General features: G+C 70.0%; 18 protein-coding genes. 4 read left to right on the top strand and 14 right to left on the bottom strand.

The annotated features are described in order from the left end of the window. Nucleotides 1-5: 5 nt before the first annotated feature. The 5 genes from KGA65_RS16105 to KGA65_RS16085 are packed head-to-tail and all read right to left on the bottom strand — an operon-like array spanning nt 6 to nt 5,904. Nucleotides 6-1,286, bottom strand: a complete 1,281-nt coding sequence (locus KGA65_RS16105) for an amidohydrolase family protein (protein WP_225864195.1) — start codon at nt 1,284-1,286, stop codon at nt 6-8. Nucleotides 1,287-1,314: 28 nt separating this feature from the next. Next, nucleotides 1,315-2,238 (bottom strand): ABC transporter permease, encoded by a 924-nt coding sequence (locus tag KGA65_RS16100; protein WP_225864144.1) that lies wholly within the window; start codon nt 2,236-2,238, stop codon nt 1,315-1,317. After that, the gene (locus KGA65_RS16095; RefSeq protein WP_225864143.1) at nt 2,235-3,320 is read right to left on the bottom strand and encodes an ABC transporter permease; all 1,086 of its coding nucleotides are present in this window, start codon (nt 3,318-3,320) and stop codon (nt 2,235-2,237) included. The genes KGA65_RS16100 and KGA65_RS16095 overlap by 4 nt, the downstream gene beginning before the upstream one ends. Next, nucleotides 3,310-4,887: an ABC transporter ATP-binding protein gene (locus KGA65_RS16090; RefSeq protein ID WP_225864142.1), complete on the bottom strand. Its 1,578-nt coding sequence runs from the start codon at nt 4,885-4,887 to the stop codon at nt 3,310-3,312. The genes KGA65_RS16095 and KGA65_RS16090 overlap by 11 nt, the downstream gene beginning before the upstream one ends. 12 nt (nt 4,888-4,899) lie before the next feature. Continuing rightward, a complete protein-coding gene (locus tag KGA65_RS16085) occupies nt 4,900-5,904 on the bottom strand; it encodes a BMP family protein (protein WP_225864141.1) in 1,005 nt (334 codons plus the stop codon). 173 nt (nt 5,905-6,077) lie between these two features. On the opposite strand from KGA65_RS16085, the gene KGA65_RS16080 reads away from it, so the two are divergent. Further along, nucleotides 6,078-7,142: an adenosine deaminase gene (locus KGA65_RS16080; RefSeq protein ID WP_225864140.1), complete on the top strand. Its 1,065-nt coding sequence runs from the start codon at nt 6,078-6,080 to the stop codon at nt 7,140-7,142. 3 nt (nt 7,143-7,145) lie between these two features. Here KGA65_RS16080 and KGA65_RS16075 read toward each other — a convergent pair whose 3' ends face one another. The 6 genes from KGA65_RS16075 to KGA65_RS16050 all read right to left on the bottom strand — a co-directional run bounded on the left by KGA65_RS16075 (nt 7,146) and on the right by KGA65_RS16050 (nt 13,369). Next, nucleotides 7,146-9,413: a TonB-dependent receptor gene (locus tag KGA65_RS16075; protein WP_225864139.1), complete on the bottom strand. Its 2,268-nt coding sequence runs from the start codon at nt 9,411-9,413 to the stop codon at nt 7,146-7,148. Between the two features lie 67 nt (nt 9,414-9,480). Then, a complete protein-coding gene (locus KGA65_RS16070; protein ID WP_225864138.1) occupies nt 9,481-10,530 on the bottom strand; it encodes a purine-nucleoside phosphorylase in 1,050 nt (349 codons plus the stop codon). Beyond that, a complete protein-coding gene (locus tag KGA65_RS16065; protein ID WP_225864137.1) occupies nt 10,527-11,615 on the bottom strand; it encodes a 5'-methylthioadenosine/S-adenosylhomocysteine nucleosidase in 1,089 nt (362 codons plus the stop codon). The genes KGA65_RS16070 and KGA65_RS16065 overlap by 4 nt, the downstream gene beginning before the upstream one ends. Nucleotides 11,616-11,652: 37 nt before the next feature. Further along, nucleotides 11,653-12,036 (bottom strand): hypothetical protein, encoded by a 384-nt coding sequence (locus KGA65_RS16060; protein ID WP_225864136.1) that lies wholly within the window; start codon nt 12,034-12,036, stop codon nt 11,653-11,655. Between the two features lie 19 nt (nt 12,037-12,055). Beyond that, a complete protein-coding gene (locus tag KGA65_RS16055; RefSeq protein ID WP_225864194.1) occupies nt 12,056-12,952 on the bottom strand; it encodes an aspartyl/asparaginyl beta-hydroxylase domain-containing protein in 897 nt (298 codons plus the stop codon). A gap of 93 nt (nt 12,953-13,045) precedes the next feature. Beyond that, nucleotides 13,046-13,369, bottom strand: a complete 324-nt coding sequence (locus tag KGA65_RS16050; protein ID WP_225864135.1) for a DUF2917 domain-containing protein — start codon at nt 13,367-13,369, stop codon at nt 13,046-13,048. A 152-nt stretch (nt 13,370-13,521) separates the two neighbouring features. On the opposite strand from KGA65_RS16050, the gene KGA65_RS16045 reads away from it, so the two are divergent. Both KGA65_RS16045 and KGA65_RS16040 read left to right on the top strand, forming a co-directional pair. Then, a complete protein-coding gene (locus KGA65_RS16045) occupies nt 13,522-14,979 on the top strand; it encodes an aminotransferase-like domain-containing protein (protein ID WP_225864134.1) in 1,458 nt (485 codons plus the stop codon). Beyond that, nucleotides 14,967-15,509: a hypothetical protein gene (locus KGA65_RS16040; RefSeq protein WP_225864133.1), complete on the top strand. Its 543-nt coding sequence runs from the start codon at nt 14,967-14,969 to the stop codon at nt 15,507-15,509. Before KGA65_RS16045 ends, KGA65_RS16040 begins: the two co-directional genes overlap by 13 nt. 21 nt (nt 15,510-15,530) lie before the next feature. On the opposite strand, the gene KGA65_RS16035 is transcribed toward KGA65_RS16040, so the two are convergent. The 3 genes from KGA65_RS16035 to KGA65_RS16025 are packed head-to-tail and all read right to left on the bottom strand — an operon-like array spanning nt 15,531 to nt 20,152. Beyond that, nucleotides 15,531-16,937, bottom strand: a complete 1,407-nt coding sequence (locus tag KGA65_RS16035) for an efflux transporter outer membrane subunit (protein ID WP_225864132.1) — start codon at nt 16,935-16,937, stop codon at nt 15,531-15,533. Between the two features lie 4 nt (nt 16,938-16,941). Next, entirely contained in the window at nt 16,942-18,930 is a 1,989-nt protein-coding gene (locus KGA65_RS16030) for a MacB family efflux pump subunit (protein ID WP_225864131.1), read from the bottom strand. Nucleotides 18,931-18,940: 10 nt separating this feature from the next. Continuing rightward, entirely contained in the window at nt 18,941-20,152 is a 1,212-nt protein-coding gene (locus KGA65_RS16025; RefSeq protein ID WP_225864130.1) for an efflux RND transporter periplasmic adaptor subunit, read from the bottom strand. Nucleotides 20,153-20,834: 682 nt separating this feature from the next. Between KGA65_RS16025 and KGA65_RS16020 the strand changes: the two genes are divergently transcribed. Then, nucleotides 20,835-21,062, top strand: coding sequence for a hypothetical protein (locus KGA65_RS16020; protein ID WP_225864129.1), 228 nt, complete (start codon nt 20,835-20,837; stop codon nt 21,060-21,062). The last annotated feature ends 135 nt before the right edge of the window (nt 21,063-21,197 follow it).

The following is a 21,197-nucleotide window of genomic DNA, read 5'->3' as shown; positions in this document are numbered from 1 at the left end:
GCGCCTCAGCGCCGGAAGTCGGTGCTGGCAGGCCGCCCGGGCAGCGTCAGGGTGGTCTGCACTGGGGCGCTGGCGGCCAGCTGCACACCCCGGCGCCACACGCCCAGGCGGTGGGCCCGCAGGCGCAGGGCTTCGATGGGGTCGCGGGCCTGCAGCAGCACGAAGCTGGCTTCCCGGCCCACCGCCAGGCCGAAGTGGTCCAGGCCCAGGATCTGGGCCGGGGCGGTGGTCACCGCCTCGAAGCACTGGCGCATCGCGGCCTGGCTGGTCATCTGGGCCACATGCAAGCCCATGGACGCCACTTCCAGCATGTCGCCACTGCCCAGGCTGTACCAGGGGTCCATCACGCAGTCGTGGCCGAAGGCCACCGTCAGGCCGGCGGCCAGCTGCTCGGGCACGCGGGTCAGGCCACGCCGCTTGGGGTAGCTGTCGTGCCGGCCCTGCAGCGTGATGTTGATCAGTGGGTTGGCCACCACGTTCAGCCGCGCCTCGGCCATCAGGGCCAGCAGCTTGCTGACGTAGTAGTTGTCCATGCTGTGCATGGAGGTCAGGTGCGAGCCGGTGACACGGCCGTGCAGGCCCAGGCGCTGGGTCTCGTAGGCCAGGGTCTCGACATGGCGCGACAGCGGGTCGTCGCTCTCGTCGCAGTGCATGTCCACCCGCTTGCCCTGCTCGGCGGCCAGCTCGCACAGCAGCTTCACGCTGGCCGCGCCATCGGCCATGGTGCGCTCGAAGTGGGGGATGCCGCCCACCACGTCCACACCGCGCTTCAGTGACTCCTTCAGCAGGTCCAGCGCGCCGTGGCTGCGCAGCACGCCGTCCTGCGGAAAGGCGACCAGTTGCAGGTCGATATACGGTGCCACGCGCCGCTTGACCTCCAGCAGCGCGTCCACTGCCAAGAGGCGCGGGTCGCACACGTCGACGTGGCTGCGGATGGCCAGCAGGCCCTTGGCCACCGCCCAGTCGCAGTAGGCCAGGGCGCGCTCGACCAGTGCCTCCTGCGTCAGCTGGGGCTTGAGCTCGCCCCACAGCGCGATGCCCTCCAGCAGCGTGCCGCTCTGGTTGACCCGCGGCAGGCCGTAGCTCAGCGTCGCGTCCATGTGAAAGTGGGCATCGACGAAGGGCGCGCTCAGCAGCTGGTCGCCGGCGTCCACCACCTGGGCGGCGGGCGCAGTGGCGGGGCTCAGGCCCGCTTCCAGGGCGGTGATGCGGCCGCCCTGCACGGCCACGCCCATGTGGGCGCGACCGTCGGGCAGGCGGGCGTTGTGGATCAGCAGGTCCAGCATGGTGGTCTCGGGCAAGGGGGCGGGGCGCTCAGCGCTCGCCCTTGCGGTAGGGTTTCATCAGGGCCTGAGGGTAGCGCGCATGGCGGGCCACCAGCACCAGGGCCAGGATGGACAGGGCATAGGGCAGCATCAGGTAGACCTGGAAGGGCAGGGCCGCCCCGCCGCTTTGCTGCAGGCGCAGCTGCAGCGCGTCGAAGAAGGCGAACAGCAGCGCGCCCAGCAACGCCTTGCCCGGCCGCCAGGAGGCGAACACCACCAACGCCACGCAGATCCAGCCGCGCCCGTTGACCATGTTGAAGAAGAAGGCGTTGAAGGCCGCCAGGGTCAGAAAGGCGCCGGCCACGCCCATCAGGGCCGAGCCGGCCACGATGGCGCCGGTGCGCACCGCCCGCACCGGGATGCCCTGGCCCTCGGCGGCCTGCGGGTTCTCGCCCACCATGCGCACCGCCAGGCCCAGCGGGGTGCGGAACAGCCCCCAGGCGATCAACGGCACCAGCCCCAGGGCCAGCAGGGTCAGCGGGGTCTCCTGGTTCAGCACCGGCACCGGCAGCCAGTCCATCGGCGCGAAGGGGGTGATGGTGGGCGGCGTGCTGACCTTGGGGAAGGCCACGCGGTAGCCGAAATAGCTCAGCGCGGTGGCCAGCAGCGTGATGCCCAGGCCCGCCACATGTTGCGACAAGGCCAGGCCCACGGTCAGCGCGGCCAGCAGCAGGCCGGCCAGCGCGCCCACGGCGGCCGCGGCCAGCACTCCGCCCCACAGCGGGGCCCCGTGGTAGACGGCCAGCCAGCCGGCAAAGGCGCCGGCCACCCAGATGCCCTCCACGCCCAGGTTCAGCACCCCGGCGCGCTCGCACAGCAGCACGCCCAGCGTGCCCAGGATCAGCGGCGTGGCGATGCGCAGCACCGCGACCCAGAACTCCGGCAACACCAGCCAGGACAGCAGATCGTTCATGCCACCCCCTTGGCCGCGGCCGGGTTGCGCACCAGGCGGTAACGGGCGGCCAGCGCGGCCACCAGCACCGCCAGCAGCGCGGTGGCGACGATCACGTCGGCCAGGTAGGTGGGCACGCCGATGGCGCGGCTCATGCTGTCCGCGCCCACCAGCACGCCGGCCACGAAGATGCTGGCCACCACCACACCGAGCGGGTGCAGGCCGGCCAGCATCGCGATGACGATGCCGCTGTAGCCGTAGCCGGGGGACATGTCCAACGTCAGGTAGCTGGTGCGGCCGGCCACCTCGATGGCGCCGGCCAGCCCGGCCAGCGCGCCCGACAGCAGGGCCACCCACACCACGGTGCGCTGCACCGGCACGCCGGCAAAGGCGGCGGCGCGGGCGTTGGCCCCCACCGCGCGGATCTGGAAGCCCAGCACCGTGCGGCGCATCACCGCCCACAGCGCGCCGGCCAGCAGCAGCGCCCACAGCAGGCCGGTGTGCACCCGGGTCTGCGGGATCAGCTTGGCCAGCTCCAGCGCGGGCTGCAGGGCCACGCTCTGCGGCCAGCCCATGGCCAGCGGGTCCTTCATCGGGCCGTCCAGCATGGCGCCGATGAACAGCGCGACGATGAAGTTCAGCAGCAGCGTGGTCACCACCTCGTCCACGCCCAGGCGGGCCTTCAGCAGGGCCGGGCCCAGCAGCAGCAGGCCGCCGGCCAGCGCGGCGGCGGCCATCATCAGCGGGAACAGCACATAGGGCGGCAGCGCGAAGCCGGTGCCGTCGTGCAGGCCGCCCACCGCCACCGCGGCCAGCGCGCCCAGGTAGAGCTGGCCCTCGGCGCCGATGTTGAACAAGCGGGCCTGGAAGGCCACCGCCGCGGCCAGGCCGGTCAGCATCAGCGGCACCGCGCGGGTGAGGGTCTCGCTCCAGGCGAAGACGGAACCAAAGCCGCCCTGCAGCAGCAGGCCCCAGGTGGTGCCCACCGGCGCACCGGCCCAGGCCACCAGGGCGGAGGCGATCAACAGGGTGAAGCCCACCGCCGCCAGCGGCGCGAGCAGCAGCGCGCGGGCGGACGGGGTGGCGCGGGGTTCAAGTCGCAACAGGGTCTCCTTGCGGGGCCTCGGCATGGCCGGCCATGGCCAGGCCGATGGTCTCGCGGGTCCAGGCCTCGGCGGGCCGGGCGGGGCCGAGGTGGCCGCTGTGCATCACCGCGATGCGGTCGCCCAGGGTCATCACCTCGTCCAGGTCATCGGACAGCAGCAGCACCGCGGCCCAGGCGTCGCGGGCCGCCAGCAGCTGGGCCTGGATGGCCGCCACCGCGCCCACGTCCAGGCCCCAGGTGGGCTGGTGGGCGACGATCAGCCGCGGCGGCTGGCCATCGGGCGCGCGCAGGGCGCGGCCCAGGATCAGCTTCTGCATGTTGCCGCCCGACAGCGAACGGGCCGGCACATCCAGGCCGCCGCCGCGCACGTCGAATTCCCGCACCAGCCGATCGGCATGGGCCCGGGCGGCGTCGCGGCGCACCCAGCCCCAGCGTGAGAAACGGGTCTCGCCAAGGCGCTCGGCCACCGCGTTCTCCCACACCGGCAGGTCGCCCACCACGCCGGTGCCGTGCCGGTCTTCCGGGATGCGGGCCACACCCTGCTGCACCAGCCAGGCCGGCGCGGCGCGCAGCGGCTGGCCGGCCAGGGTGAGCGTGCCGCGGCTGGCGCGGCGGGTGCCGCACAGCAGCTCGGCCAGCGCCACCTGGCCATTGCCGGAGACGCCGGCCACCGCGACGATCTCGCCGGCGCGCAGGTCCAGGTGGATGTCGTGCAGCTGCTCGCGTGGGTGGCCGTCGGTGGCCACGCCGCGCAGCGCGCACACCACCGGGCCGTCCCGGTGCTCGGCCGGGTGGCGTTCGGTGCGGGCCACGGCCTGGCCCACCATCCACTGGGCCAGCGTGGCGGCATCGGTGTCCGCCGCGCGGGCCTGCGCCACCAGCCGGCCGGCGCGCAACACGGCGACCCGGTGCGAGACGCGCAGCACCTCGCCCAGCTTGTGGCTGATGAAGATGATGGCCAGGCCCTGGGCGACCATCTGGCCCAGGGTGTCGAACAGGGCCTCGCTCTCCTGCGGGGTGAGCACCGCGGTGGGCTCGTCCAGGATCAGGATGCGGGCATCGCGGTAGAGGGCCTTGAGGATCTCGACCCGCTGGCGCTCGCCCACGCTGAGCGTGCCCACCCGGGCCTCGGGCTGCACCGTCAGGCCAAAGCGCTGCGCCACCGCCAGCAGGCGCGCACGCGCGGCCCGGCGGCGGGTGAAGGGCTGCCACAGCGGCTCGGTGCCCAGCATCACGTTGTCCAGCACCGTCAGGTTGTCGGCCAGCGTGGAGTGCTGGTGCACCATGCCGATGCCGGCCGCCAGCGCGGCCCGCGGCTGGCCCGGCGGCAACGGCCGGCCATGTACGGTGATGTGGCCCGCGTCGGCCGTGTAGTGGCCGAACAGGATGGACATCAGCGTGCTCTTGCCGGCGCCGTTCTCGCCCAGCAGGGCCAGCACCTCGCCGGCCCGCAGGTCCAGCGAGATGCCGTCGTTGGCGGTCAGCGCACCGAAGCGCTTGGTGATGCCCGACAGGCGCAGCACCGGCGCGGGGGCCGTGCCGGTCGTCGTGTCGTTGGAAGTCACTGGCTCACGAACTCACTGGGCGCTGGACTTGGGTTGTTTGTCGTCCACCTTGACGCTGAAGCTGCCGGCCAGGATGGCCTTTTCCTTGGCCTTGACCTTGGCGACCACGTCGGCCGGCACCTTCTTCTCGAAGGTGCCCAGCGGGGCCAGCTCGGAGCCCTTGTACTTCATGGTCGAGTAGATGCCGTAGTCCTCGGCGGCGAACTTGCCGGCCTTGACCAGCTGGATCGCGCGGTCCACCGAGGGCTCCATGTTCCACAGCGCCGAGGCCACCACGGTGTCGGGGTACTGGGGCTGGGTGTTGATCACGTTGCCGATCGCCAGCTTGCCTTTCTCCTTGGCCGCGTCGCTGACGCCAAAGCGCTCGGCGTAGAGCACGTCGGCGCCCTTGTCGATCATCGCGAAGGTGGCCTCCTTGGCCTTGGGCGGGTCGAACCAGCTGTTGATGAAGCTGACGGTGAAGCTGACCTTGGGGTTGGTCTCCTTGGCGCCGGCCATGAAGGCGTTCATCAGGCGGTTCACCTCGGGGATGGGGAAGCCGCCGACCATGCCGATCTTGTTGGTCTTGGTCATGGCGCCGGCGATCATGCCGCTCAGGTAGGCCGGCTCCTGGATGAAGTTGTCGAACACCGCGAAGTTGGGCGCCTGCGACTTGCCCGAGCTGCCCAGCAGGAAGGCGGTCTTGGGGAAGTCCTTGGCCACCTTGCGGGCGGCGGCTTCCACCGCGAAGGCCTCGCCCAGGATCAGCTGGGCGCCGCCGGTGGCGTACTCGCGCATCACGCGCTCGTAGTCGGCGTTGGCCACGTTCTCGGTGGCTTTGTATTCAATCTCGCCGCGGGCCTCGGCCGCCTTCAGGGCCTTGTGGATGCGGCTCACCCATTGCTGCTCGAAGGGCACGGTGTAGACCGCGGCCACCTTGATCTTGCCGCCGGCGGCCAGGGCCAGGCCCGGGCTCGACAGCGCAAGGGATCCGGCCAGCGCACCGGCCGAGGCCAGCAGGGAGCGACGAGACGTCATGGGATCGAACTCCAAAAAAGAAGAAGGGAAATGCACCAAGTGCGGGAGCCCCGGGAAGGGGCACGGTGTGGGTGCAAGTCACGTGCCACACATCCTGTGTACAAAAAGCCCCGCGCGGGCGCCAGAATGGCCCCGTGGACGCCGCTCGCGTCCGTTCATTCCGGAGCCCGTTCATGACCGCCGCCCTGCCAAACATCCCCTTTGACCGCATTGGCCGCGACCGGCTGCCTGCGCTGCTGCGCACCATGCCCAAGGCCGAACTCCACATCCACATCGAAGGCTCGCTGGAGCCCGAGCTGATCTTCAAGCTGGCCCAGCGCAATGGCGTGGCGCTGGCCTATCCCAGCGTCGAGGCCCTGCGCGCGGCCTATGCCTTCACCGACCTGCAGAGCTTCCTGGACATCTATTACGCCGGGGCCAGCGTGCTGCTGAAGGAGGAAGACTTCTTCGACATGGCCTGGGCCTACCTGGAGAAGGCGGCGGCCGAGAACGTGGTCCACACCGAGATCTTCTTCGACCCGCAGACCCACACCGCCCGCGGCGTGCCGATGCAGACGGTGATCCTGGGCCTGCACCATGCCTGTCAGCGGGCGCACCAGGAACTGGGCATCAGCGCCAAGCTGATCCTGTGCTTTCTGCGCCACCTGAGCGAGGAGGACGCGCTGGCCACGCTGGAGGCCGCGCTGCCCTGGCGCGAGTACTTCATCGGCGTGGGCCTGGACAGCTCCGAGCGCGGCCACCCGCCGGAGAAGTTCGCCCGCGTCTTTGCCAAGGCGGCCGAGCTGGGCCTGCACCGCGTGGCCCACGCGGGCGAGGAAGGGCCGCCCGCCTATGTGACGGGCGCGCTGGACGTGCTGAAGGTCGAGCGCATCGACCACGGCGTGCGCAGCGTGGAGGACCCGGCCCTGATGGACCGGCTGGCCGCCGAGCGGGTGCCACTGACGGTCTGCCCGCTGTCCAACCTGAAGCTCTGTGGCGTCCAGGACCTGGCCGAGCACCAGCTGCCGCAGCTGCTGGCGCACGGCCTGGTGGCGATGCTGAACTCGGACGACCCGGCCTATTTCGGCGGCTACCTGAACGCCAACTACCTGGCCTGTTTCGAGGCCATGCCGGCGCTGGGCGCGCGGGAGGCCTATGTGCTGGCCCGCAACAGCTTCGAGGCCAGTTTCGTGGCCCCGGCGCAGCGGGCGCAGTGGCTGGCCCAGCTGGACACCGCCTTCCGCGCCGCCGCGGCCTGAGGCTCAGAACATCGCCTTGAACTGCGCGCCGAAGGTGCGCGGTTCGTTGATGAAGCCGGTCAGGTTGTTGAAGTCGATGGCGCCGTTGACCACCACCTTGTTGGTGATGTTGCGGCCGAAGGCGGCGACCTCGTACTTGCCGTTGCCCCAGACATAGCCCAGGCGCAGACCGCCCTGGGTCAGCGACTTGCCCGTGAACTCGGTGGACTCGTACAGGAAGAAGTTGATCTTGCTGCGGTAGGTCCAGTCCGTGTAGACGTAGAACTCGCTGCCATCGGCCATCGGCAGGCTGTAGCGCAGGTTGGCGTTGGCCACGTACTTGGGCGCCTGCGGTAGCGGGTTGCCGTCGATGTGGTAGGTGCCGCTGACGGTGCCCGCCGGGTCGGTCACGGTGCACAGCGCACAGCCGGCCACCACCAGGTTCTTGTCCTTGATCTTGGTGGTGTTCACGCTGCCGTTCAGGTTCAACAGCAGGTTCTCGGTCAGGTAGGCGTCCAGCGTCATTTCCACGCCCTCGCCCATGGCCTTCTTGGCGCTGAGCAACAGGGTGGAGTTGCTGGCGCCGCCCACGGCGGTCAGCTGCTGGTTCTTGACGTCGTAGTGGAAGACGTTGGCCGTCACGCGGGCGCGGCGGTCGAACAGCTCGGACTTCACGCCCGCCTCGTAGGAGGTCGTGGTCTCCGGGTCGGCGTTGGACATCGGGTTGAAGCCCGAGGCCGGCAGGATGCTGGCGCCGCGGTAGCCGGTGGCGATGCGGGCGTAGAGGTTGGTGTCCTTGGTGATCGACCAGGTGGCGGCCAGGTCGCCGGTGACCTTGTTGCTGGACACCGTGTCGCTCAGGCCGGCGCTGGCGTCCACCGCCACGTCGCCGGGGTCGGTCGAGAGCTTCTTCCAGTCGTGCGTGTAGCGCAGGCCGGCGCGCACGGTCACATCCGGTGCGATGGCGTAGTTGACCGAACCGAAGGCCGCCCAGGAGTTGTTGGTCTGGGTGGTGGTGGACAGGCCGGTCTGGGCGCCGCCGCTGGTGGAGTCGTAGCTGTAGGCGTCCATGGCGTACTTCTCGTGGAAGAAGTACAGGCCGCTCTGCCAGCTCAGCGGGCCGCTGGTGGCGGACTCGGCGCGCAGTTCCTGCGTCCACTGCTGGTGCGCGCGCAGACCGTCCGCGGTCTCGCTGGAGAAGGGGATGAGGCCCGGCCCCATGTAGGGCAGGTAGCTGGCGCCGTAGCCACCGTCCACGTCGCCGCGGCTGAAGGAATGGACCTTCTCGAAGCCGGTGATCGAGTGCAGCTTGTAGCCGTCGAAGGCCCAGGTCAGGTGGGCGTTGGCGCCGGTGCTGCTGAGCTTCTGCTCGTTCTTGCCATCCAGAGAGACCTTGCTCTTGTCGAAGCCGTCGGCCAGGTCGTTCGTGCCACTCTGGATGATGTTGGCGCGGAACAGGCGGGCGCTGCCGTTCAGGTCGCGGGCGTGCACGTTGAACAGCGCGCTGAAGGGGGTGCCGGCGCCGTACAGCAGCTGGGCGCGCACGGCGTTGTCGTCATAGCCTTCGAGCTTGTGGGTCTGCTGCACCACCGGGGCCGGCGCTTCGTTGGTGACCCAGTTGTCACGGTGCTGCGATTGCAGCGAGACGCGGGCCTGCCACTGTTCGTCCACCGGCAGGTTGATCGCGCCCTCGGCGTTGACCGTGCCGTAGGTGCCGTAGCTCAGGCTGCCGTAGCCGCCAAAGGTCTTCTGCGGCTTGACCGAGTCGAACTTGACCACGCCGGCCGGGGTGTTGCGGCCGAACAGCGTGCCCTGCGGGCCGGCCAGCACTTCCACGCCTTCGCTGTCGAAGATGGGGAAGCCCTTGAGGATGGGGTTCTCCTGCACGATGTCGTCCAGGATCAGGGACACCGGCTGCGAGGCGTTCAGGCGGAAGTCGGTGTTGCCGTAGCCGCGGATGTAGAAGCGCGGGAAGGCCCGGCCGAAGGAGGATTCGATGTTCAGGCTGGGCACGCGGCCCGAGAGCATGCGCAGGTCCTCGCCGCTGGAGTTGATCACGTCCAGCGCCTCGCCGCGCAGCGTCGTGATCGACATCGGCACCTCGAGCGCGTTTTCCTCGCGGCGCTCGGCGGTCACGGTGATGGTGGTCAGCTTGCCGGCTTCGGCGCCGGCCGTCGCGTCCTGGGCCCAGGTGGGGGCGGTGGGGAGCAGGGCGGCCAGCGCCGCCAGGCTCAGCAGAGAGGGACGGAACTGCGCCGCGGGGTGGGCGGCTGGGTGATGACGGGTGGTCATGGGTTGCTGCAACGCAAAGTTGTCGTTCGCGCTGTAAAGCAACCCACATGCCATCACTCCGGCCCCCTCACGGGGCGGGCACACCGTCCTTCCACTGGTCCCAGTGGGCGACGATGTCGCGCACCAGCACGCCACCGACACGGGCCAGGTTCTGCGTGGCGGGCACGAAGCCCCCGGTGGCACCGGTGGTCGAGGCCTTCAGCGAGGCCTGGGCCGTCTGGCCGGGGTAGGGGCGGTCGAAGTTGGAGCCGGTGCGCAGCACGGCCAGGCGCTTCAGGTCCACCTTGCCGGCGGCGGCTGCGCGTTCCAGCGCGTTGTAGCTGGCGTTGTCCTCCTGCTGGGTGGTGCAGTAGCGACCCTGGCCGTCGGTCATCAGCTTCACCCAGTCCCGCACATGCTGGCCCAGGCGGTGGCCGTGCCACCAGGTGTCACCGCCGGCGGTGTCGCACTGGATCACCGCGGGCGGCCGGGCCGCCGGGCTGCCTTTGGCGTAGTGGGCCCGGTAGGCCTGGGCCTGGGGGCTGTCGGCCAGCGGCACGCCGCGGGTCAGGGCCAGGGCCTTGTTCACCAGCGCGTCGTCCAGGTGCGCCACTTCGGTGCGGTACTCCAGCTTGGGCTTGATGCCGGGCCCGGCAGTCAGCACGCCAAAGTAGCCGGTCCTCCAATCTTGGGGCATCTCGCGGGCATCGATTTCGTGGGCGATGCCCGTGTCGACCAGCCAGCGGGCCCAGGCGGCGCTGCCCAGCGTGCCCTGGGCCGGGTCGATGCCAGCGATGCCGGCGATCAGGAACCAGGTCTTGCGCAGGTCGAAACGCGGGTCCAGCGTGACCGCCAGCACCGAGGCGGCCGCATTGGCGTGGCCCATGCCGGTGGTCAGCAGGCAGACGTCGTCGCGGTTGCAGCGCAGGGCCGGGTGGTCAGGCGACAGGCCCGGCACCGAGATCGACTCGGTCAGCTGGAAGGGTTCGATCCAGGGTTCGGCCTCGGGGCCGAACATCGAGATCACCAGCGCCTTGACCGGGCGGGGGGCCACGGGAACGGTCTGGGCCTGGGCCAGGCCGGCGCTCAGCAGCAGGGCGCTCAGCAGCGCGGCGGGGCGGCGCAGGAAGCGGCTCATCGGGCGCCTCCATGGCGGTGGGCCACGGCGGTGACGGGCGAGCGCCAGGCGCGCAGGAAGGACAGCGTCACCTCGGCCTCGTTGGTCTCGGCCAGGCCGCTGGCGAACAGGGCGCCCACGTCGGCATTGAAGCCCTCGGCGCCGGCCAGGTCGCTCAGCGAGCGGAAGGCGATGTAGGGCACCTGGTTGGCCGCGGCCACATGGGCCAGCGCGGCGGTCTCCATCTCGAAGGTCTGGGCCTGCAGGTGCTTGAACAGGTACTCGCGGTACTCGGCATTGGCCAGGAAGACCGGGCCCGAGACGCCGCGCCCGCCCACCCGCAGGCGTGGCTGTTCCTTCACGCAGAGCTTTTCGTCCACGCTGCCATCGGTCTGCTTGGCCTTGGGGCCGCAGCGCTGCAGGCGCGGCTGCAGCGTGCGCACCGTGGCCAGCATGGCCGCGTCCACCGGGTAGTCGAAGCGGTACTCGCCCTGCGGGGCATTGGCCGTGTTGAGCAGGTAGGTGCCCCGCGGGAACTGGTGCTGGAAGGGCGGCAGGGGCTGGCCGTCCGGCGCGGCCAGGTTCAGGCCCAGGCAGCTCAGGTCACCGGTCTGGCCGCAGGGGGCGGGCAGGGTGTCGCTTTCGTTCCAGAAGGTCTCCAGCGGCAGGGCCCAGCGCTCGGGCACCGTCACGTCCCCCACATGGTTGGCCGGGTTCACGCCGCCGGCGATGCCGCTCATCACCAGCCGGTCGATGCGGAAGTGGTCCAGCAGCTGCTGGGTGGTGAGGGTGGCGTTGACGAGGCTGACGCCGCTGAGCACCACCACCACGCGGTGGCCTTCGAGCTCGCCGGTGGTGAAGCGCTTGCCGGTGATCGTCCAGGTCTTGGGGTGCTGCAGTCGGCCCAGCAAGAGGTCGGCCTCGGCGCCGAAGGCCGAGACGATGCCGATGCGGGGCGTGCAGTCGCTCAGGCAACTGGCCTGCGCCGCGGTGGGGGGGGCCGGGCGGGGCGGGGTGGCGGCCTGGGCGGCCGGGGCCAGCAGCCCCAGCAGGGCGGCGGCACTGGCGACCAGGGGCGCCAGGACAAAACGGGGTCGGAAGTTCATGGCGGCCGGGCAAGCAAGTGGGATGCCCGGGGCCCGCTCAGGCCGTGGCCGGTGGGGGCGCGGCAGGCGGTGGGGCCGCAGGACGGACCGGGGTGCTGCCGACCCGGATGGCCCAGTGCAGCAGGCCGGCGAGGGCCAGACCCAGCAGGCAGCCACCGACCCAGACGGCCCCCAGCACCCAGGACACCCACGGGGCCACGCCGCGCAGCAGGGCCTGCAGCAGGCCCACCGTGGCGGCCAGCACACCGTCCCAACCCGGCGCCACCTGATCCAGCCAGCCGGCCAGCGGGCTGGCATCCAGCCAGGTCTTGAGCGCAACGACCCAGCTGGGGTCGTGCGTCAGCAGGGCCCACAGCGCCCAGCTCAGGCCGGTCCAGAGCAGCAGGCCCAGCGCAGCGGCGGTCCACAGCAGCAGGATCATGTCGCGCGCCCGGAGGGCTTCAGCGGAAGATCAGGTACAGCGCGCCCAGGATGGCCACCCACTTGAGCACGTAATAGGTGGTGCGGGACTTGGCCTTCAGGGCCTTGCCGGCCAGGCGCAGCTTGTAGCCGTGGGCGAAGATCTTGTTGACCAGGCCGATCGACTCGCCTTCCACGTTCTGGGTGCGGGCGGCGTTCAGCACGATGCGGCCGAAGGCGCGGTTGAACCAGGCCAGCGGCGCGGTGTAGACCGGGCGCTCCACGTCGCAGAAGAGGATCACCCGCGGGTGGTCGGTCTTGTTCTCGGCGTAGTGGATGTAGGTCTCGTCGAACATCATCGGCTCGCCGTCATGCCAGGAGCGGCGCTGGCCATCCACCTCGATGAAGCATTCGTCCGAGTTGGGCGTGATCAGACCCAGGTGATAGCGGATGGAGCCGGCAAAGGGGTCGCGGTGGCGCACCAGGCGCGCGCCCGGCGGCAGCGAGGTGAACATGGCCGCCTTGATGCCGGGGATCTGGTTGACCAGTTCCACCGTGCGCGGGCACAGCTTGGTGGCCGAGGGCATGTCCTCGCCATACCACTTCAGGTAGAAGCGCTTCCAGCCGGTGCGGAAGAAGGAGTTGAAGCCGATGTCGGTGTAGCCCTCGGCGGCCTTGATGAAGCCTTCGTCGTTCAGGCGCAAGGCCTCGGCGCGGATCTCTTCCCAGTGTTCCTGCAGCGGCTTCAGCTCGGGGAAGTCCTTGGCGTCCAGGAAGGGCTTGGCCGGCACCTTGGAGCCCAGGTACAGCAGCGCGTTGACCGGGGCCAGCAGCACGGTGAAGTCCGTCAGCGCCCGCACCAGGCCAAAGCGCACCTTGCCGCGCAGGTGGGCGTAGAGCGCCGACGCGATGAAGATCGCCAGAACCCAATAGCGCAGCGGGGGCATCCAAGCTTCCATGACCGACGTTTCCGAGCGTAAAGACGGCATCTTAAACGGCCGCCCATGGGCCCAGTCTGCGTCAGGACAAGGCTAGCGCGCTTCCCAGGCCAGCACCGCCACCTCGGGGCCCAGGGCCTCCACCACCAGCAGACCGGAGCCGCGCACCAGGTGGCTGTCGCCGGGATCCAGAAAGTGGTCCTGCGCATCGTCGGTCTCGGTCAGCCACACCCGCCCGGCCTGGACGTGCAGCCGGCTGCCGGCCGCGCCGGTGCGGCTGTGAACCTCGCCGGACGCCAGGGCCAACGTGGGCGGGGCCAGGTGGGCCGGCAGGGCGGGCGCCGACGCGCGGACGGCTGGGGGCAGGCTGCGGTCTTGCCGCAGGGCGGAAGGCGGTGGAAAGGGCAGCGTGTTCATGGCCTCTACCGTAGGCGGTGCCGCCCGTCTGGCCCAGCCACAGCGCGCGATGATCTTGGGCACCACACCCGGCCCTGGGGCGCGGCTGTGCTGGTCTGTCTCGAGGGTATCTGTACTGGTTGGGCCGGGAGTGACCCATACAGAATGGGGCCATGAACACCGCCGCCGACACCCTGTACCTGCAGATCGCCGAATCGCTGGCCGGGCCGATCCGGGCCGGCACGCTGGCCCGCGGCGAGCGCATTCCCTCGGTGCGCGAGCTGGCCCGCGCCCGCGGGGTCTCGCTGGCCACGGTGGTGCAGGCCTACCGCACGCTGGAGGATGCCCGGCTGATCGAGGCCCGGGCCCGTTCCGGCTACTTTGTGGCGGCCCGGCCGCGCCGGCTGCCGGAGCCCGAGGCCTCGCGCCCGCCCGAGGCCTCGCTGCCGGTGGATGTGAGCTCCATGTCGCAGCAGGTGATGCAGCTCGCGTCGGATCCGAGCTATCTGTCCTTTGGCGCCGCTTGTCCCTCGGCCGATCTGTTCGACGAGGAGCGGGTGCGGCGCGCGGTCAGCCGAGCCACCCAGCGGCACCGGGCCACGCTGTGCCAGTACCCGCTCGGGCAGGGCGACGAAGAACTGCGCCGCGCCATCGCCCGCCACACGCTGCGCATGGGCTGCGGCTACGAGGCGCGCGACATCGTGGTCACCAACAGCTGTCTGGAGTCGATCAGCCTGTGCCTGCGGGCGGTGACGCGGCCGGGCGATGTGGTGGCGCTGGAGTCCCCGACCTATTTCGGCTTTCTGGAGATCCTGGAGGCGCTGCACCTGCGCGCGTTGGAGATCCCCACTCACCCGCGCACCGGCCTCTCGCTGGATGCGCTGCAACTGGCCTTCGACACCCAGCCGGTCAAGGCCGTGCTGGTGGTGCCCACGCTGAGCAACCCGCTGGGCGCCTGCATGCCGCTGCCGGAGCGGCGCCGGCTGGCCCAGATGACGGCCGCGCGCGGCATCCCGCTGATCGAGGATGTGCTGTGCAACGACCTGGTCGAGCAGGAGGACAAGCGCCGGGCGGTGGCCTCCTTCGACCCCAGCGGGCAGGTGATGCTGTGCGGCTCGTTCAGCAAGACCATCGCCCCGGGTCTGCGCATGGGCTGGGTGGCGCCGGGCCGCTGGCTGGACAAGCTGGCCCGCTTGAAGGCCACCACCGGCGGCGGACAGACGGTGATGTTGCAGCGGGCCATGGCCGATCTGCTGACCCAGCCCGGCATCGAGGCCAGCTACCGCGCGCTGCGCAGCACCATCGCCGCCCGGGTGGACGAGGCGCGTGACCTGATCGCCCGCCACTTTCCCAAGGGCAGCCGGGTGACCGACCCGCCCGGTGGCTACATCCTCTGGGTAGAGCTGCCCGAAGGCGTGGACTCGAGGGCGCTCTACCAGGCCTGCCTGGCCGAGCGCATCTGCATTGCGCCGGGCACCATGTTCAGCGCCACCGACCGCTTCCGCCACTGCATCCGCCTGGGCGTGGCCAGCCGCTGGGACGACGCGCAGCGCGCCGGCCTGAAACGGGTGGGGGCGCTGGCCTGCGGGCTGATGCGCGCGGCCGCTACCATCGCGCCATGCACACGCTGACCTCGACGACACCTTTCCGTGGCGCGCCGCGCCGTCGCCAGTGGCTGCTGGGGGCCCTGGGCGGCTGGGCGGGGCTGGCCTGGGGCGCGCCCGAAGCCGCCCCCATTCCGACGGAGCCGGCCATGGTGGGCACATCGTTGACCGTGCGCAGGGTGCTGGACGCCAATGCCCGTGCCGTCTATCTGGATGCCTCGGTCCAGGCGATCGTCTTCACGGCCGACAAGCAGGCCAGTGCCTGGGTTCACCCGGTGCTGGCCGAGTGGGGTGCCGCGGCCCTGGTGCAGCACCGGGTCATCGCGCTGGCCGACATCAGTGCCATGCCGGCGCTGATCACCCGCATGTTCGCCCTGCCCAAGCTGCGCGAACTGCCGTTCTCCCTCGGGCTGGTGCAGGACGCGGCCGAGGCCGCCGACCTGCCACGCCAAACCGGGCAGGCCACGCTGATCCAGCTGAAGGCGCTGGAGGTGACGGACATCCGCTTTCTGCCGGATGCCGCCGCGCTGCGGGCGGCCTTGCAGGCCTTGCCCTGAGACCAGGGCCGGAGACGGGGGTCAGACCCCGCCGCCCAGGGCCTGGTAAAGCGTCACCTGGTTCTGCAGGCGCGCGAGCTGGTTTTCGGCCAGGGCGACCTCTGCGCTGCGGCGGCTTTCCTGGGCGTCCAGCCAGTCCTTGAGCGCCACCGCGCCGTGGCGGTAGCGCACCTCGGTCATGGCCTCGACCTGGCGGGCTGCAGCCAGCGAGCCGGCCAGCCACTCGCCCTGGCGGGCCAGGGCCTCGCGGTTGCTCAGGGCGTTCTGCACATCGGCCAGGGCGCTGTAGAGGGTCTGGCGGTAGCCGATGACCGCGCTTTCATAGGCCGCCTGGTTCTTGGCATTGGTCAGGTGCATTTCGCGCACCCGCAGGAAGGGCAGGGTCAGGCCCGCGCCCAGCGTGCCCACCGGGTTGGACAGCAGGTTGCCCAACGCGTTGCTGCTGCTGCCCAGGGCGCCCGTCAGGCTCAGCGTGGGGTAGTAGGCCGCGGCGGCGGCATCGTGGCTGGCCAGGGTTTCGCGCAGGCGCAGTTCGGCCGCGCGCAGGTCGGGGCGGCGGCCCAGCACCTCGGCGGGTACGCCGGCGGCCACCGGCGGAAGGGGTCGCTCGGGCAGGGTCTGCGGCTCCTGCGGCAGCAGGCCGGCCAGCGCCGCCGCGCTGGGCGCATGGTCGAACAGGAGCACCAGCGCGTGGCGGGCTTGTGAGCGCTGTTCCGCCAGGGCCGAGAGGCTGGCTTGTTGGCTCAGCACGGTCTGCTCGGCCTGCTGCAGGTCCAGGCCTGAGACCGCACCGGCCGCGTACTGCGCTTTCACCAGATCGCGGGTGCGCTGCGCGTAGTCCAGGCTGGCTTGGGCGCTGGTCACGCGCTGGTTCAGGTAGGCCAGCTGCCAGTAATCCTCGGCCACGGTGCCGGCCAGGCTCAGGGCGGTGGCCTGGCGGTCCTGCTCGGTGGCCTGGGCCTCCCATTCGGCGGCGTCGCTCAGCGCGGCCAGGCGCTGCCACAGGTCCACTTCCCAGCTCACGCCCCCGCTGACGCTGTGGGTCTGGCTGCGGGTGCCGGCGTGGTGGATGGCGCGCTGCGAGGTGCTGCCCAGGCTGGCGCTGGGCACGGGCCAGCGGTCGTTGTCGGCCAGGCCGGCGGCCAGCTGCGCCTGCTTGACCGACAGGGCGGCCACGGCCATGTCGGCGTTGCGCCGCAGGGCCTCGTCCACCAGGGCGGTCAGGGTCGGGTCGTCGAAGCGGGTCCACCAGCGGTCGGTGGCGGCGGCCGCCGGGGCTGCCGACGGGCTCGGGGTGTCCCACTGCGCCGGCACGGCCGGTTCGGGCGCGCTGTAGGGCGTGCGGGTGACGGCGCAGCCGCTGGCCAGCAAGGTGAGGGTGGCTAGGGTCAGCGCCTGGAGCGGGAAGAAGCGGGAGCGAGCGGCCATGGGATCAATCACGGGACAGGGCCTCGACCGGGTTGAGGCGGGCGGCGCTGCGGGCTGGCAGGTAGCCGAACACGACGCCGATCAGCGTGGCGCAGAGGAAGGCCGCGCCCATCGCGGTGGGTGAGAAGGACAGGGCAAAGTCCTGGCTGAAATGCGAGAACAGCGCGCCGAAGCCCAGGGCGCCGGCGATGCCCAGCACGCCGCCCAGCAGGCAGACCAGCACCGCCTCGATCAGGAACTGCTGCTGGATGTCGCGCTGGCGCGCGCCCACCGCCATGCGCACGCCGATCTCGGCGGTGCGTTCAGTCACGCTCACCAGCATGATGTTCATCACCCCGATGCCGCCCACCACCAGGGAAATGACCGCGATCGAGGCGATCAGCAGGGTCAGGGTCTGGGTGGTGCTCTCGATGGTCTGGCGGATGCTGTCGGTGTTGAGCACGTAGAAGTCCACCCGGCCGTGGCGGCGCTCCAGCAGCTGGTTGATGCCCTGCTCGGCCGCGGCCATCGGTGCGGAGTCATCCACCCGCACCGTGATGCTGCGCAGATAGCCCTGGCCGATCAGACGCCGCATCGCCGTGGTGTAGGGCACGAAGATGTTCAGGCTCTCGCTGTTGGGGCCGAAGGCGCTGTCCTTCTTGGCGGTGACGCCCACCACGTAGACCGGCATACTGCCCAGGAACAGCACCTGGCCGATCGGGTCGCCGGTGGGGAACAGCTTCTTCTTGGCGTTGTCGTCGATCACCGCCACCTGGGCGTAGCGGCGGATGCCGTTGGCATCGAAGGCGGTGCCCAGGGCCATGGTCAGGCCCTTGACGCGAAAGTACTGCTCGCCCACGCCGTTGACGTTGACCGAGGCGTCGATGTTGCCCACCCGCGCCGTGACCGAGGTCTGCACATTGGGCGTCACGCTGTCCACATAGGACTGCTCGGCCAGGGCGTCGGCGTCGTCTGGCCGCAGGGTCTGGATGCGCGCGGAGCGTGGGTCGCCAAAGCCCAGACCCGAGAACACCTCGATGGTGTTGGTGCCGATGCTGCTGATGTTGGCCAGCACCTTCTGCTGCGAGCCGCGGCCCAGGGCCACCACCGACACCACCGAGGCGATGCCGATGACGATGCCCAGCATGGTCAGCAGGGTGCGCAGGCGGTGCGCGTTCATGGCCAGCAAGGCCATGTGGAAAGCTTCGCCCAGGCTGTCGGCGGTGGCGCGCCAACGGCGGGCCAGGGTCTGGGGGCGGGCGTGCGCGGGTGGCGTGTGCGGGCCGGCCGCCGGGGTGGCGGACCGCACCGGGGTGTTGGGCGCATCGGAGACGATGCGGCCGTCCTTCAGCTCCACGATGCGCTCGGCGTGGCGGGCCACGCCCATGTCGTGGGTGACGATGATGATGGTCTGGCCCTGGGCATGCAGCTCGCCCAGGATGCGCATCACCTCTTCGCCCGAGCCGCTGTCCAGCGCCCCGGTGGGCTCATCGGCCAGGATGACGCTGCCGCCGTTCATCAGCGCGCGGGCGATGGACACCCGCTGTTGCTGGCCGCCGGAGAGCTTGCCCGGCACATGTTGCGTGCGGTCGCCCAGCCCCAGGCGCTGCAGCAGGGCCTGTGCGCGGCTGTGGCGCTCCGCGGCCGGCAGGCCGGCGTAGATCGCCGGCACCTCCACATTGCCCTGGGCCGTCAGGTCGGACAGCAGGTGATAGCGCTGGAAGATAAAGCCGAAGTGTTCGCGCCGCAGCTCGGCCAGCTCGTCCGGGCGGAGCTGGGCCACCTCGCGCCCGGCGATGGCGTAGCGGCCGCGGCTGGCCTGGTCCAGGCAGCCGATCAGGTTCATCAATGTGGACTTGCCGGAGCCCGACTGGCCGACGATGGCCACCATCTCACCGGCCTGGATCTGCAGGTTGATGTCCTGCAGCACCGTCAGGGTGCCTTCGCCGGCGGGGAATTCGCGGCCGACGCCGCGCAGGTCCAGCAGCGGGGCGGCTTGCGTGTGTTCGCTCATGGTGCCGGCGTCAGAACATCGGCGGGCCCATGCGCCGCTGGTTGCTGCCGCTGCTGGTGCTGGCCGCGTTGCCCAGCACCACCTGCTCACCTTCGCGCAAGCCGTCCAGCACCTGGGCGGTCACGTTGTTGTTGATGCCGATCTTGACCGCGCGGGTCTGGGGGCGCCCGTCCTGGCCCACCACCTGCACCTGGGTCTGGCCATCCTGGCCGCGTGGGCCCAGGGCGCCGGCGGGGATGGTCAGCGCGTTCTTCGCCGCGTTGCGCACGATGTGCACCGTGGCCGTCATCGAGATGCGCAGCAGGTGGTCCGGGTTGGGCACATCCAGCTTGCCGTTGTAGTAAATGGCGGTGGCGCTGGTGGTGCTGTTGGTGGAACTGCTGCTGGTGCTGGAGGTGCTGCTGGAGCTGATGCTGTCGGTGGCGGGCTCGATGCTGCGCAGCGTGGTGTCCCAGCGGCGGTCGGGTTCGCCCAGGATGGTGAAGTACACCTTCTGGCCCGGCTTCACACTGGTCACATCCGCTTCGGAGATGGACGCCTTCACCGTCATCGTGTCCACCTGGGCCACGATCAGGATGGTCGGCGTGGACTGGTTGGAGTTCACCGTCGTGCCCTCCTCGGTCACGATGTAGACCACCTGGCCGTCGATCGGCGAGGTGATGCGCGTGTAGCCCAGGTTCACCTGGGCAGTGTCCACGGCGATGCGGGCGGCCTCTACCTGGGCCTTCAGCGCCTCCACATTGGCCTGCGCGGTCTCGACGCCTTCACGGGCACTGTCCAGGTCGGCCTGGGCGCTGGCGTCCGAACGCCGCATCTGCTGCTGGCGGGCCAGGGTGCGCTGGTTCTGCGCCAGCGTGGCCTGGGCCGACTTCAGCTGGGCCTGCACATTGGCCAGCGTGGTCTGAGTGGTGCGCAGCGTGTTCTGCTGCGTCATCGAGTCGATCTCGGCCACCAGCTGGCCCTTCTTGACCATGTCCCCCAAGGCCACCTTGAGCGACTTGACCTGGCCCGACACCTGGGCGCCCACGCTGACCTGCTTGAAGGCCTGCAGCGTGCCATTGGCCAGCACGGTGTCCTCGATGTCGGCGCGCTGCACCTTGGCGGTGATCAGCGACGGCGGCGCGGGCTGGCGGAAGACAAAGTGCTGCACGCCCAGGGCGACCAGCACCAGCACGACGACCCCCAGGGCCAGGCGCCGGATGCGCGGGGAAGAGAGTTTCATGAGGCAAGAACGGGGAGTTTTCTCGTGACTGTCGCTGTGCTTCAGGGCTGGCGTTTTGCTGGTCTGTGAAGCGGCTTCACGAAGCTAGGGGGCGGGTCAGGAGGTGCGACTGGCTTTGCTGAAGCCGAGACCAGCCTAGTGTTTGGAGAGGGGCATATAGGGGCCCCAGGGCTTTGCACTCCGGGGCTGAATCGTCACTGTTTCCCATTCCGCTTGCCGCGCCCGCGGGAGACGAATGAAACTAGCGTAAGCAAGACGAATATGGTTGCACTGAACAGTGCCCAATATACGACGTAGACGTGGCTGGAGTGAACTGTGATCCACGCGAAACCAACTTCAACGTACTCACTGTTGTGGCAATACGGACCCAAGAGACTGCCAGACAGGGCGCAAATAATTGCCAGCACCAGCCCAACTGTAAAAGCGCCGAGAAAGGGGACCATGAGCAGCCCGACTGCGCCCGCCCCGATGAGGACTGCAAAGAGTAGTCGCTTTTTCATGCGGCTAACGAAGCTGCAGCGAAACCCCGCCCATGGCGGTCCCGGTGCGGTCGAGCAGCATGTGGATCTCAGGCATGGGACGTCCGTGTCGGTGCTTGGTTCGGATGTGGGGTAATGGCCCCAGCCTATCGTTGCGGCATGGGGCTTGCAGGTGAATGTGTCGCCTTGTGCTGGGGATGCCCATGGCCCGCTACCGCACCGTTGCCAACCAACCTTGCTTCCTGCCGGTGGTGCTGTCCGAGCAGTTGTTGCCCGGCACCTTTGAATTTGCCCGGTTTTGCAGACGCAGCGCCGCAATCGTCACGCGCTCTTCGGGTTGCAGTTGCCTGTATCTCGTCGTCATCCTCACACCTTACCGGTTGGCAAGGTGTTGCACTTCAGATTTGAGACCGCCCAGCCTCAACGTTTGAATTAACAGGGGCGTTCTCAAATCTGAAGTGCAACACCCCACCCGGGTTGCTTGATCAGTGGACTGTAGCCTGATGGGCTTGGGCCAAGCCGCGCATGAGTTCTGCGAAGACCTGAATGGGGCTGCGCCAGTTCAG

This window comes from Ideonella benzenivorans (assembly GCF_020387415.1).
Classification (GTDB): Bacteria; Pseudomonadota; Gammaproteobacteria; order Burkholderiales; family Burkholderiaceae_C; genus Ideonella; species Ideonella benzenivorans.
Note: the sequence above shows the minus strand (reverse complement) of the source record. Positions and strands in the feature narration are given on the sequence as shown.